This is a genomic window from Gordonia sp. LMA167 (assembly GCF_058130025.1).
On sequence record NZ_CM176708.1, the window covers coordinates 1,501,193 to 1,513,447 of the forward strand.

General features: G+C 65.4%; 11 protein-coding genes. 9 read left to right on the forward strand and 2 right to left on the reverse strand.

Going from position 1 to position 12,255, the window contains the following annotated elements; translation table 11 throughout:
* Window positions 1-18 precede the first annotated feature (18 nt).
* The 5 genes from ACVT6V_RS06760 (at window position 19) to ACVT6V_RS06780 (ending at window position 4,683) form a co-directional block, all read left to right on the forward strand.
* Window positions 19-1,101 (forward strand): Re/Si-specific NAD(P)(+) transhydrogenase subunit alpha, encoded by a 1,083-nt coding sequence (locus tag ACVT6V_RS06760; protein ID WP_489899029.1) that lies wholly within the window; start codon window positions 19-21, stop codon window positions 1,099-1,101.
* A complete protein-coding gene (locus tag ACVT6V_RS06765) occupies window positions 1,101-1,421 on the forward strand; it encodes an NAD(P) transhydrogenase subunit alpha part 2 (RefSeq protein WP_489899030.1) in 321 nt (106 codons plus the stop codon). The genes ACVT6V_RS06760 and ACVT6V_RS06765 overlap by 1 nt, the downstream gene beginning before the upstream one ends.
* Before the next feature lie 23 nt (window positions 1,422-1,444).
* A complete protein-coding gene (locus tag ACVT6V_RS06770) occupies window positions 1,445-2,944 on the forward strand; it encodes an NAD(P)(+) transhydrogenase (Re/Si-specific) subunit beta (RefSeq protein WP_489900731.1) in 1,500 nt (499 codons plus the stop codon).
* 132 nt (window positions 2,945-3,076) lie between these two features.
* Window positions 3,077-3,508 (forward strand): DoxX family protein, encoded by a 432-nt coding sequence (locus tag ACVT6V_RS06775; protein WP_489899031.1) that lies wholly within the window; start codon window positions 3,077-3,079, stop codon window positions 3,506-3,508.
* 149 nt (window positions 3,509-3,657) lie between these two features.
* Window positions 3,658-4,683: a YdcF family protein gene (locus tag ACVT6V_RS06780; RefSeq protein WP_489900732.1), complete on the forward strand. Its 1,026-nt coding sequence runs from the start codon at window positions 3,658-3,660 to the stop codon at window positions 4,681-4,683.
* A gap of 422 nt (window positions 4,684-5,105) precedes the next feature.
* Here the strand turns inward: ACVT6V_RS06780 and ACVT6V_RS06785 are convergent, their stop codons facing one another.
* Together ACVT6V_RS06785 and ACVT6V_RS06790 are read right to left on the reverse strand one after the other, a co-directional pair.
* The gene (locus ACVT6V_RS06785) at window positions 5,106-6,356 is read right to left on the reverse strand and encodes an HNH endonuclease (protein ID WP_489899032.1); all 1,251 of its coding nucleotides are present in this window, start codon (window positions 6,354-6,356) and stop codon (window positions 5,106-5,108) included.
* A 386-nt stretch (window positions 6,357-6,742) separates the two neighbouring features.
* Window positions 6,743-7,450, reverse strand: coding sequence for a GntR family transcriptional regulator (locus ACVT6V_RS06790; protein WP_489899033.1), 708 nt, complete (start codon window positions 7,448-7,450; stop codon window positions 6,743-6,745).
* Between the two features lie 169 nt (window positions 7,451-7,619).
* On the opposite strand from ACVT6V_RS06790, the gene ACVT6V_RS06795 reads away from it, so the two are divergent.
* From ACVT6V_RS06795 to ACVT6V_RS06810, 4 genes are read left to right on the forward strand one after another with little or no spacing between them, the layout of a single operon-like run.
* Window positions 7,620-8,603: a BMP family ABC transporter substrate-binding protein gene (locus tag ACVT6V_RS06795; RefSeq protein ID WP_489899034.1), complete on the forward strand. Its 984-nt coding sequence runs from the start codon at window positions 7,620-7,622 to the stop codon at window positions 8,601-8,603.
* A 12-nt stretch (window positions 8,604-8,615) separates the two neighbouring features.
* The gene (locus ACVT6V_RS06800; RefSeq protein ID WP_489899035.1) at window positions 8,616-10,163 is read left to right on the forward strand and encodes an ABC transporter ATP-binding protein; all 1,548 of its coding nucleotides are present in this window, start codon (window positions 8,616-8,618) and stop codon (window positions 10,161-10,163) included.
* Window positions 10,160-11,314, forward strand: coding sequence for an ABC transporter permease (locus ACVT6V_RS06805; protein ID WP_489899036.1), 1,155 nt, complete (start codon window positions 10,160-10,162; stop codon window positions 11,312-11,314). The genes ACVT6V_RS06800 and ACVT6V_RS06805 overlap by 4 nt, the downstream gene beginning before the upstream one ends.
* On the forward strand, window positions 11,311-12,237 hold the full coding sequence (locus ACVT6V_RS06810; protein ID WP_489899037.1) for an ABC transporter permease: 927 nt from the start codon (window positions 11,311-11,313) through the stop codon (window positions 12,235-12,237). The genes ACVT6V_RS06805 and ACVT6V_RS06810 overlap by 4 nt, the downstream gene beginning before the upstream one ends.
* Window positions 12,238-12,255 lie beyond the last annotated feature (18 nt).

Here is a 12,255-nt window from a genome sequence, read left to right on the forward strand (position 1 = left end):
GAACTAAGGGTGAGAACTATGAGTGTGGGTGTCGTGCGCGAGTCTGCCGCGGGCGAACGTCGGGTGGCGTTGGTCCCGAAGGTGGTCGGCTCGCTGGTCGGAAAGGGTGTCCCGGTGGTCGTCGAGTCGGGTGCCGGGTTGGGGGCGTTGATCCCTGACGAACATTACGTGGAGGCCGGCGCGACGATCGGCGACCCGTATTCCGCGGATGTGGTGGTGCGGGTTGCGCCACCGACCGATGAGGAGATCGGCAAGCTGCGGAGCGGACAGAAACTGATCGGTTTCCTGGCGCCGCGTAACGTCGACAACCAGATCGATGCGCTCAAGGCGGCGGGTGTGGAGGCCTATGCGGTCGAGGCGATCCCGCGTATCTCGCGTGCGCAGGTGATGGATGCGTTGAGTTCGCAGGCCAACGTGTCCGGCTACAAGTCGGTGATCGTGGCGGCCGATCTGTCGACCCGGTACTTCCCGATGATGACGACTGCTGCGGGCACGGTGAAGCCGGCGACGGTGCTGGTCCTCGGTGTGGGTGTGGCCGGGCTGCAGGCGCTCGCCACGGCCAAGCGCCTCGGCGGTCGGACGACCGGATATGACGTGCGCCCGGAGGTGGCCGAGCAGGTCCGTTCGGTGGGTGCGCAGTGGCTGGATCTGGGTATCGACGCGGCCGGTGAGGGCGGGTATGCCCGCGAACTCACCGATGAGGAGCGTGCGCAGCAGCAGCAGGCGCTCGAGAACGCGATCAAGGGTTTCGACGTGGTGATCACCACCGCGCTGGTGCCGGGTCGTCCGGCGCCGCGGCTGGTGACCGCGGCCGCGGTGGAGGGCATGAAGGCCGGCAGCGTGGTGATCGATCTGGCGGGTGAGACCGGCGGCAACTGTGAGTTGACCGAGCCGGGGCAGACCGTCGTCAAACACGATGTGACGATCTGTTCGCCGTTGAACCTGCCGGCGACGATGCCCGAGCATTCCAGCGAGCTGTATGCGAAGAACCTGCTCGCGTTGATCGAGCTGATGCTCGGCGACGACGGTGCGATCAACTCGAACTTCGACGACGAGGTGCTCGCCGCGTCGTGTGTGACACGCGAAGAGGCGGTGGCCTGATGTACAACGAACTGCTCGCGAATGTCGCGATCCTGGTGTTGGCCGGGTTCGTGGGGTTCGCGGTGATCTCCAAGGTTCCCAACACCTTGCATACCCCGTTGATGTCGGGCACCAACGCGATCCACGGCATCGTGGTGCTCGGTGCGCTGGTGGTGATGGGTTCGTTGCCGGCTGATGCGTCGTGGGGTGTTCGGGTCATCGCGTTCGTCGCGTTGGTCTTCGGAACCCTGAATGTGGTGGGTGGCTTCCTGGTCACCGACCGCATGCTCGGGATGTTCAAGGGCAAGAAAGAGACTGTGAGCAAGGAGACCGCGAAGTGAGCCCCCGTGTTGAGAGTCTTGGCGTGGTGAATCTCGCCGCCGAGTCGAGCGGTCAGGTGTCGGCGGGCCTCGGTTACGGGGTCACGGTTCTCTACATCGTCGCGTTCTCCATGTTCATCTACGGTCTGATGGGTTTGACCGGCCCGAAGACCGCGGTGCGCGGCAACTGGATCGCGGCCACCGGTATGGGGATCGCGGTGATCGCCACGCTGTTGGGTGTCTACAACAATGCCGGTGACGTCGGGGTGCCCGGCATCAACTGGGTGCTCATCGCGCTCGGCCTGGCGGTCGGTGTGGTGCTGGGTATTCCGCCGGCGTTGAAGACGAAGATGACGGCGATGCCGCAGCTGGTGGCGCTGTTCAACGGGGTCGGTGGCGGCACGGTCGCGTTGATCGCGTGGGCGGAGTACATCGAGTCCGATGGCTTCACCGCGATCGCGGAGACCCCGGACGTGCATGTGATCGTCGGGTCGCTGTTCGCGGCGATCGTCGGGTCGGTGTCGTTCTGGGGTTCGTTGGTGGCGTTCGCCAAGCTGCAAGAGATCATGCCGAAGGGGCTGGAGAAGGCGTTTGTCAAGAACGCCAAGGGCTTCCAGTTCGCGAACATGGTGCTGGCCATCGCGGCCGTGGCGATCGCCATCTACATCGGTGTGTCGGCCGATTCGCTCGATGCGACGGCGTGGTTCTGGATCGTGCTGCTGTTGGTGGTCGCGGGTCTGATGGGTCTGTTCGTGGTGTTCCCGATCGGTGGCGCGGACATGCCGGTGGTCATCTCGCTGCTCAATGCGATGACCGGTCTGTCGGCGGCCGCCGCGGGTCTGGCACTGAACAACCAGGCGATGATCGTGGCCGGCATGATCGTCGGCGCCTCGGGTTCGATCCTGACCAACCTGATGGCCAAGGCGATGAACCGGTCGATCCCGGCGATCGTGTTCGGCTCGTTCGGCGGCGGCGGCGATGCCGGCGGCGGTCCGACCGGCGCTGCGGGTGGCACGGTCAAGGCGACCTCGGCCGCCGACGCCGCGATCCAGATGGCCTATGCCAACCAGGTCATCGTGGTGCCCGGCTACGGTCTTGCGGTTGCCCAGGCCCAGCACGCGGTCAAGGAGATGGCGGCGCTGCTGGAGGAGAAGGGTGTCGAGGTCAAATACGCGATCCACCCGGTTGCCGGTCGGATGCCCGGGCACATGAACGTGCTGCTGGCCGAGGCCGATGTCGAATACGACGCCATGAAGGAGATGGACGACATCAACGGTGAGTTCAACCGCACTGACGTCGCCATCGTCATCGGCGCCAACGACGTCACCAACCCGGCCGCGCGTAACGATCCCGGCTCACCGATTCACGGCATGCCGATCCTCAACGTCGACGAGGCCCGCTCCACGATCGTGCTCAAACGATCGATGAGCTCGGGCTACGCCGGTATCGAGAACCCGCTGTTCTACGCCGACGCCACCAGCATGCTCTTCGGCGATGCGAAGAAGAGCGTCGACAGCGTCATCGAAGAACTCAAGGCGCTGTAACCCCCCTCCGAGGCCTGCCTCCGTTTGCCCCGACATCGGGGGAACGGAGGCAGTTCTCGTTTGGGCCGATGAGTTTTCCGGCAGTGGTGTGTCTATCCCGGCAGAACCACACACCACACACCGGAGGGCATCATGACCGCATCAACCATCGACACAACGTCGCACGCCACCGACCGGGTACGTGCCCGGAGTTGGCGTCACACAACGGGAGTCGCGATCAGCGTGCTGATCGGCGCCTTCCTCGTCTTCGACATCGTCGGGAAGCTGACACAGCCCGAGGCCGTCATCGAGGGCACCGCGAAGCTCGGGTTCCCGATCGACCAGGCCTATGTGATGGGCACCGTTCTGCTGGTCTGCCTTGTCGTGTACGCGATTCCCCGGACTGCCGTTCTCGGGGCGGTCGGGATCACCGCATACCTGGGTGGTGCGGTGACAGCGAACATGCGGATCGAATCGCCACTCGTCAGCACCACCTTGTTCGCGGTGTACCTCGGTGTGCTGATGTGGATCGGGCTGATCCTCCGGCGGCCGGAGCTGTTGAAGGTGGCCGGGATTCGGCGCTGAGCTGTCGTTGTTCGCAGGCAGGAGCTGCCCGTTTCCGTCCGAACTCTCGGACGGAAGCGGGATTTCTGCTGTGGTGGGTGTTATCGACTTGCGACCGGACAGGTGCGGGCCTGTAGCCGCTTGCCGATACTGTTACGCAAGTGACTCATGTGTCCAAAGTGAAGCGGACCAAGCTTGCTGCCGTGGCGGTGATCGCTGCCTCCGCGGTCGGCGGTGTGGTGGTCGGCACGCTCCCCGTCGATCGGTCGGTCCATGTCGACGTGGCGCCGGCGGTGACCGCGGTCGACCCGGCAGGACTCTACAATTCGGCGCAACAGAAGTTCGCGGCCGGGGATGTCCCGGGTGGACTCGACGCGCTGAAGCAGATGCTGACCATGGCACCGGCCGACGCCTACGCACTTGCGTTGCAGGCGATCTGGTCGGACCAGGCCGACGACCCCACGACCGGGCGTGCGGCGCTGTCCCGCCTCGGGGTGATCAACCCGGCGCTGTCCACCACGGCACGCAACGTCATCGACGGCGTCGCCGCCGCAGCCCAGATCGTTCCGGACACCACGCCCAAGACCGTGTCGGGGCGGACCGCGATCGTCGTGCTCGGGTACGGCCTGAACCGCAACGGAACGATGGCACCTGAACTCGTCCGACGGGTCACCGCCGGCAAGGCGCAGGCCGAGACCACCACGACGGCACCGATCGTCGTCACCGGTGGCGCACCGAAAGCGGGTGTCACCGAGGCCGCGGCGATGAAGAAATGGCTGGTTTCCAGTGGGGTCGACGCCACCCGCATCACCGAGGAGGGCAAGTCCGGGTCGACGGTCGCCAATGCCCAGAACACAGCAGACATCTTGCGTACCCAGGGCATCAGCACCATCATCCTGGTCACGTCTCCCAACCATATTCGCCGCGGGGCAGCAGATTTCGCGGCCGCAGGGTTGCGCACCGTCGCGACCGTGACGACCGCGACCGATCTCGCGAAGTATCAGACTCCCCTGACGAAGGATCAGCAGCGAGGCATTCGGCTCGAGGCCACACGTACCGCGAAGATTCCGGCAACCCGTGAGGCGGGACTGCCCGTCCCCGAGAATCTGCCAGACACCGGACCCGGGCTCATCACCGAGTTCGGTGGAAAGCTGCTGGAAACACTCCTCGGCACGGGGTCGTCGGCGACAGGGTGAGGCCAACGCCGGCCGACACACGGCGCCCGGTGTCGCGTACCGCGCACCACTGTGGTCCGGTTGTGGTGACCGGGTTTGGGTGGCCGTCGGGTACGCGACACCGTGTGGCGCCGTGTGTGTTTCACTCTATGGAGTTCTCAAGGGACAGATGCGGTCCCGGCCAGGGGTCGGGTGCGTGGGAAGTCGTTGGGTACGTGGGTTTACGCGCGTCGGGTGGGTCGCTCTTTTGCTGGTCGAGTAGCGGCGAACGAAGTGAGTTGCGTATCGAGACCGGGGTTGGGTGATCTCGATACGGTGCCTCGCCTAGCGGCTCGGAACCTACTCGATCAGCGGTGGGGTCGTCGGCGGGCGGCTCGGAACCTACTCGATCAGCGGTGGGGTCGTCGGCGGTGGTCTGGCGGTTGTGGTCACCGGGTTTCGGTTCAGGCGGCGGTGGGCAGGTTGTCGAGGTTGAGGGTGCGCCGGTTGTGGGCGGGGATCGGGCGTCGTTGCGGGTCGACGGATGCCGGTGGGATGAGCCAGGGGTGTTTGTCGAGTCCCATCACGACGTCCCAGCCGTTGTGGTGGACGTCGTGGTGACATGAGGGGCAGAACAGGCAGCCGTTTTCCAGGTAGGTTTTGCCTCCGTCGGCCCAATGTTTGATGTGGTGCGCGTGGCAGCGGGTGGCGGGTGCCCCGCATTTGATGCAGCCCCGATCGCGTTGGTGCAGTGCTCTTCTCAGAGGTGCGGGGAACAGGCGTTTGTCGTGGCTGATGTCGAGGGGGACGGCTTCGTCGTCGACGATCATGGTGGTGATGGTGCCGTCACAGGTCAGGGTGCGCAGGGTGGCTTCGGTGATCGACCCCATGAACTCGAGTTCGGCGTCTGCGGGTCGTTCGGCGGGTACCGTGATCAGGGTTTGGGTGCGCGGTGCGGACGCGGCATCGCCGCCGCGAGCAGCGATGTCCAGCAACGTTTCCAATGCGTCGGCTTGGCGACGTTCAGTGGACCGGGCGTCGGGGGAGCCGTCGGGTTCGGGACGGGGTTTGGCCAGTTCTTCGATGGCGGCGTGGAACTTTTCGCCGACGTCGGTGTTGAGGTCGGCGTGCACTTCGAGTCGTCCGTCGCTGGTGATGGCTTTGGACAGGGTGTTGAGGTTGCGGTCTTCCGAGGCGGGCAGACCACCGGTGTCGTCGGCGGCCCGGTTGCCTAACGCGCGGGCGTGTTTGGTGATGTCGGCGGGGGTGGCGCCGGAGAAGAACTGTCCGAGAAGATCTGTCACAAATCTTAGACGCGCTGCGTCGTCGATCGGTTCCGCTGATCTCTTGGCAATATGATCAATCCCTTTGACCACCGCGTCGGCGTGTTCACTGGAGATCGCACCGTCGGCGGCATGCGCGTGCAGGGTGGGCAGCGAGGACGTCGTGGCGGCGATGCGCTGTAGGCGAGCCGCGACCGCGGGTGCCAGGCCCATCACGATCAGCAACTCACTCATTGTGCGGCCGTGGTCTTTCGCCACACCGAGGCGGTCGAGGTGGCCGACCATGATCGCCAGGTGGTGGGCGATCAGGTTGCCCATCACGATCAGTGCCTGGGTCGTGTCGAAGGCCGACTGTTTGGTCAGGTCGGCCTCGACGATGGGTAGGTCACGGAGTGTATCGACAAGCGGTGAGAGTTCCCCCGACGTTCTCATGCCATCCAAGGTATTCGAACTGGCGTTCGATGTCAAGGGGTTTGTGGAGGAAGGTGCAGAGAATTTTTCGGGCGGTCGGGGTTTGTTGGTGTCGGGGCTGAATGGTTGTGTGGCAGGGGATCTCGATACGTCTCCTCGCTGCCGCTCGTCGACTACTCGATCAGCGGGAGGGTTGCGTCGTCTACTCGATCAGCGGAAGGGTTGCGTCGACTACGGGATCAGCGGGAGGGTTGCGTCGTCTACTCGATCAGCGGAGGGGGTTTCCGCGTTCGCTTATCGCCCAACGATCAGTGGATGGGTCTCCGCGCCGCTCATCACCCGCTCGATCAGCGGAACCCTTGATGCCTGGGTTCGGCCCTTGTCTCGTGTATCCCGCTCTTGCGCGCCTAGCGCCGTCGGCTCTTGGTGAGCGCAACCGGATCCAGGGCTGTACGTGACCATTCCGCTGCCATCGACAGACTCGCGTCGCGCCCGGAGTGGACATGATGAAACGCCGAACGTGCCGCGCGGTCGGGGTCGTGTGCAGAAATGGCGGCAAGGAGCTCCTCGTGCTCGCGGCACTGCACTCCGGGGTCGCGGTCGCGGGTCAGATGGAACAGCCACTGCGTGCGCGCCTCGAGTGGGCGCAGGATGTTCTCCAGCAGTGGGTTTGCCGCCAGATCGACGATGATCGTATGAAAGTGTGCGTTCGCGGCAGCGATGGCAGGTTTGTCGTCACGGGCGGTGGCGTCGCGGGCGATCTCGAGCTGAGCAGCCAGGGACGCGAGCCCCTGTTCGTCGGCGCGCTCGGCTGCCAGCCGGGCCGCGAGTACCTCGAGGCTTTCGCGGACGTCGAAGAGGTCGCGAACATCGTCGGCGGTGAAGGGTGCGACGATCGCTCCCTGTCGAGGTACCACGACCACCAGCCCGTCCTGCTGCAGCAACTGCATCGCCTCCCGCAGTGGTATCCGTGACACTTTCAGTTCGTCGGCCAGGTCACGCTCCACCAGCCGCGTTCCCGGTGGCAGGTCGAGGCCGACGATGCGCGCACGCAATTCGTCGTACACCTGCTCGCGCAACGACTTCTTTGTCGAATCGGAAGCGGCACTCGTCACCGGGGTCTCCTCTGTAGGGCGTTGAGGGACAGCTTAACCGGCTGAAAGTTAACGGTATACCGTTAACTGCTCTCTTACGGTCGCGTAATGCAGCGGAAATGAGCCGGGCGCACTCTCATTCATAACGGTATACCGCTAATGGTGCCGAAGGATTCAGGAGGGGCTGTCCATGAAACGCACACTTCCCATCGCGCTGGCAGTGGCCGGTGCACTTGCTCTCGGCGTCACCGGCTGCGGATCATCCGATTCCGGCGGGGGCGGCGACACGCTGTCGGTCGGAGTCTTCCTACCCGGCTCGGTCAACGACACCGGCTTCATGCAGTCGGCCTATGCCGGATATCAGCGGGTGAAGGAACAGATGGGCGACAAGGTGGATGCAAGCGACGTGGAACAGGTTGCCGCGGCCGACTACCAGCAGGCCCTGCAGCGGTTCGCCTCGGAGAACGATCTGGTGATCTCCGTCGGCGGACAGACCGATGCCGACCTCCGTAAGGTCGCACCCCAGTTCCCCGACGTGAAGTTCGTCGAGATCGGCGGGCCGTCCGATGCCGAACCGATGCCGAACCTGGCGTACTACGATCCGCAGCAGGCCGAGGCCGAGTTCGTCGCAGGCGCAGCGACGGCAGCAGACTCGAAGTCCGGCACCGTGGGATTCGTGGGTGGCGTCGAGCTTCCCGCAATTGTGAACTCGGCCAAGGCTTTTGCCAACGGTGCCAAGTTCGCCAGGCCGGACGTGAAGGTGCTGGCACCGCAGTACGTCGGCGACTTCAACGACCCGGCCAAGGCAAAACAGGCTGCTGCCACAGCCTATGCCGGTGGCGCCGACGTGCTGAGCCAGATCGTCAACCTCGGTAAGCAGGGCATGGAGCAGGCCGCGCAGGAGACCGGGAAACAGATGAGCGGCGGCCCGATCCCCGGTGACTGCACGAATTCCGTCTACAGCGGATACGTCAAGACCGACATCGGCACCGAGGTCGAGTATGCCGTCACCTCGACGCTCGACGGATCGTGGCAGGCCCAGCAGGTTCCATTCGGGTTGACCAGCGACAAGGCCGGTACCGACTACGTCGTCTGCTCCACCGATCCTGCGGTGAAGGACACTGTCGATCGGGCCAAGGCCGGCATCGCCGACGGCTCCATCACCCCGTACTGACGGCGGGCCACGATGACGATCACCACGGACGTGATGGCACGAAACGATTCTCCGCTGCTCACCCTCGACGGCATCGCGAAATCGTTCGGAACGGTGCAGGCACTTCACGACGTGAGCCTGTCGGTTGGCTCCGGGTCGGTGCACTGCATCCTGGGTGAGAACGGTGCCGGCAAGTCGACCCTGTGCAACACCATCTTCGGCACGGTGTCGCCGGATGCCGGCGCGATGAGACTGAGCGGGGCACACTACCGCCCGCAGAACCCCAGAGAAGCACTCACCGCGGGGGTCGCCATGGTGCATCAACATTTCTCGCTGATCTCGACGATGTCCGTCGCCGACAACCTCCTGCTGTCATCCGACGGGCTCCGGCCACCACGCCGACGGCTCGGCGCCGACCTCGACCGCATAGCCGACCTCTATGGATTGAGGATCGATCCGAAAGCGACGGTGAAGGATCTGAGCGTGGGCGCACGCCAACGTGTCGAGATCGTCAAGTCCCTACTCGGTGATCCACGGCTGATCCTGCTCGACGAGCCGACGGCGGTTCTCGATCCGTCCGAGATCGACGCACTCATCGAAACCTGTGTGGCGCTCACCGATACCGGCAAGTCGGTCGTTCTGATCACCCATAAGCTCGGCGAGGTGGCGCGGGTTGCCGACGAAGCCACGGTGCTTCGGGCGGGTACCGTCGTCGGCGGCGGCAAGCTCTCCGACGTCACGCCGGAGAACCTGCTCGAGCTGATGCTGGGCGACACACGACCACTCGAGCGTGCGGTCCGGCCTCCTCGCGCGATGCCGTCGGATGCGCCGATCTGCCTGCAGGTCAGGGGGATAGGGGTCACTCACGACGACGGCCGTCAAGCGCTCTCCGGCGTCGACCTCGACATCCGGTCCGGCGAGATCGTCGGGATCGCCGGTGTGGAGGGCAACGGGCAGTCAGAGTTGACCGGGGTGCTCTCTGGTGCGTTAACGCCCGACCGCGGGTCGGTGCGCCTCGACGGTGCCGACATCACCGTCGCCACGCCGGGCCGGCGCACCGATGCCGGGTTGGCGGTCATCCCGGAGGACCGCCACGCCGAGGGGATCATCGCCGAGATGACCATCACGGAAAATCTTGCCATGCCACGGCTGAAGCAGTACCGCCGCCGCTGGGGACTGCTCGACCGTTCCCGGATGCGTGCGGCGGCCGACGATGCCATCGCGGCTTTCTCGATCCGGGCATCGGGACCGGATGCGACGATCGGCGAACTGTCCGGCGGTAACCAGCAAAAGGTCGTACTCGCGCGCGAATTGGCCACTCCGGGCTTGCGCGTCGTCATCGCGGCGCAACCGACCCGGGGGCTCGATGTCGGCGCCGTCGCGTTCGTCCTCGACCGACTACGGGAGGCAGCCGACGACGGGGCCGCCGTGCTGGTCACCTCCAGCGAGATCGACGAACTCCTCGCCGTGTGCGACCGCGTCGTGGTCGCCTACCGCGGTGCGTTGAACGGGTCAGTCGACACCCGGTCACCCGATGCTGCACGCGAGATCGGCAATCTCTTGACAGGAGTGGCGGTGTGAGTCTCCCCCAACCACGGATCCGATCCGGCGGTAACCGCGCCGCCCTGCACCCCCGACATCCGGCAGTGGTGGCAGTCGGTGCGCTGATCATATCCGCAGCAGTCGGATTGGCACTCGCGGCCGCCGCCGGAGCCGATCCCGCCGAGGTGATCGACGCACTCGTCGACGGCACGTTGGGTTCGCCGTTCGCGATAGGCACCTCGATGAACAACGCGGCCATCCTCATGCTCGTGGCGATGGGATTCACGATCGCCTACCGTGCGGGGCTGGTGAATGTCGGTGGAGAGGGCCAGATCTGCCTCGGTGGAATCGCCGCCACAGCTGTCGGCGTGTCCTTGCCGACGTCGCTGCCGCCGGTCATCGCTCTTCCGGCCACTCTGTCGGCCGCCGTCGTCGGCGGCGCTGCCTGGGCGGCGATAGCCGCGTGGCTGCGGGTGCGGCGCGGTACGAGTGAGATCATCACGACGCTGCTGCTGAACTTCGTCGGCCTGGGGTTGGTCGTGCTCGTGGTGCACGAGCCTGCACTGCTGCGGCAGCCGATGACGTCGTCGGAGACGTTGCCGCAATCGGAGTCGCTCGTCGCATCGGCCCATCTACCGCTCCTCGGGCTGCCCAAGAACCCGGCCACGGTCGCGGTGGTGCTGGCCGTACTCCTCGCATGCATCGTCGGTATCATTCTGCGGCACAGTGCGGTCGGGCTCCGCCTGCGCGCGGTGGGATTGTCGCCCGGCGCGTCGGCCCGCTTGGGTGTACCCGTCGGTCGGACGGCCTTTCTCGGTCTGGCGGCCGCCGGTGGGTTCTCCGGGTTGGCCGGGGGCGTACTGGTCTGCACCGCGCCGTTCGTGCTCGCCGATGGCTTCTCGTCGGGCTTCGGTTTCAGCGGACTGGTGGTCGGTCTGCTGGCCCGTGGGTCGATGACAGCGGTCGGCGCGGTCTCACTGTTGTTCGGACTGTTGGTCTCCGGCGGTATCAATCTGCAACTCGAGGCCGGTGTACCGTCCTCCACCGTCACCGTGGTGCAGAGCGTACTGATCATCCTCATCGCCGGTAGCGCGTGGTGGGCGGCCTCCGCTCGGAAACGCCCACGCCCCGAACCCCTCGACGACCCCTCACCGACGACGAAATCCATGACCGAGGAGGTGTCGGCATGAATGTCGCCATGATCACCGAAATCCTCTCCAGCGGAGTCGCCTTCGCCATTCCGCTACTGCTGGCAGCAACCGGCGAATCGATCAGCGAACGGGCCGGAGTCCTCAATCTCAGCATGGAGGGGATGATGCTCTGTGGCGCGTTCGCCAGTGTGCTGGCTGCGGTCACCACCGGTTCTGCGCTCGTAGGTGTGGCGGCCGCAATTGTCGCCGGCCTGCTCTTCGGTCTGGGTAATGCGCTGCTCTGCGTGCGGTTTCGCGCCGATCAGATCGTCATCGGCATCGCCGCCAACGCCCTGGCGCTCGGGCTGACCACGTTCGGTTCGCGCATCCTGCTGGCCGACGGGAAGGGAAACGGTGTGCCGGCCTTCCACGATGTGCACATCCCGGTCCTCAGCGACCTACCGGTGATCGGACCAGCTCTGTTCGGGCAGACCCTTCTCGGCTATCTGTGTGTCGTGGTCGTGGGATTGCTCGCGGTCGCATTCTCCGGCCGGACCATGGCCGGTATCCGCGTCGACGCCGTCGGCGAGGATGCGACATCGTCGGGATGGACGGGTCTGCCGGTCAACCGGATCCGGGTGCTCGGGGTGCTGGTCGCGGCGGGCGCCGGTGGGCTGGCCGGTGCGCAACTCGCCCTGTCGGAGGTGCGTTCGTTCAGCGAGAACATGACCGCCGGCATGGGCTATCTCGCGGTGGTCGCGGTGATCGCCGGGCGCTGGCGGGCCTCCGGCATCCTGGTCGCGACGTTCTTCTTCGGCGTGGCCCGTGCGCTGCAGTTCGCCCTGCCGGCGGTCGGCGTCGACATTCCCTACGCCCTCCTGGTCATCCTGCCGTACGTCATCGCGATCATCGCGGTGGCAGGTTTCGTCGGTGGACGAAAAGCGCCGTCGTGCTTGACCGTTCCCTACGTGGGTCGAGTCTGACCCGTTTCTTGAAAGGTG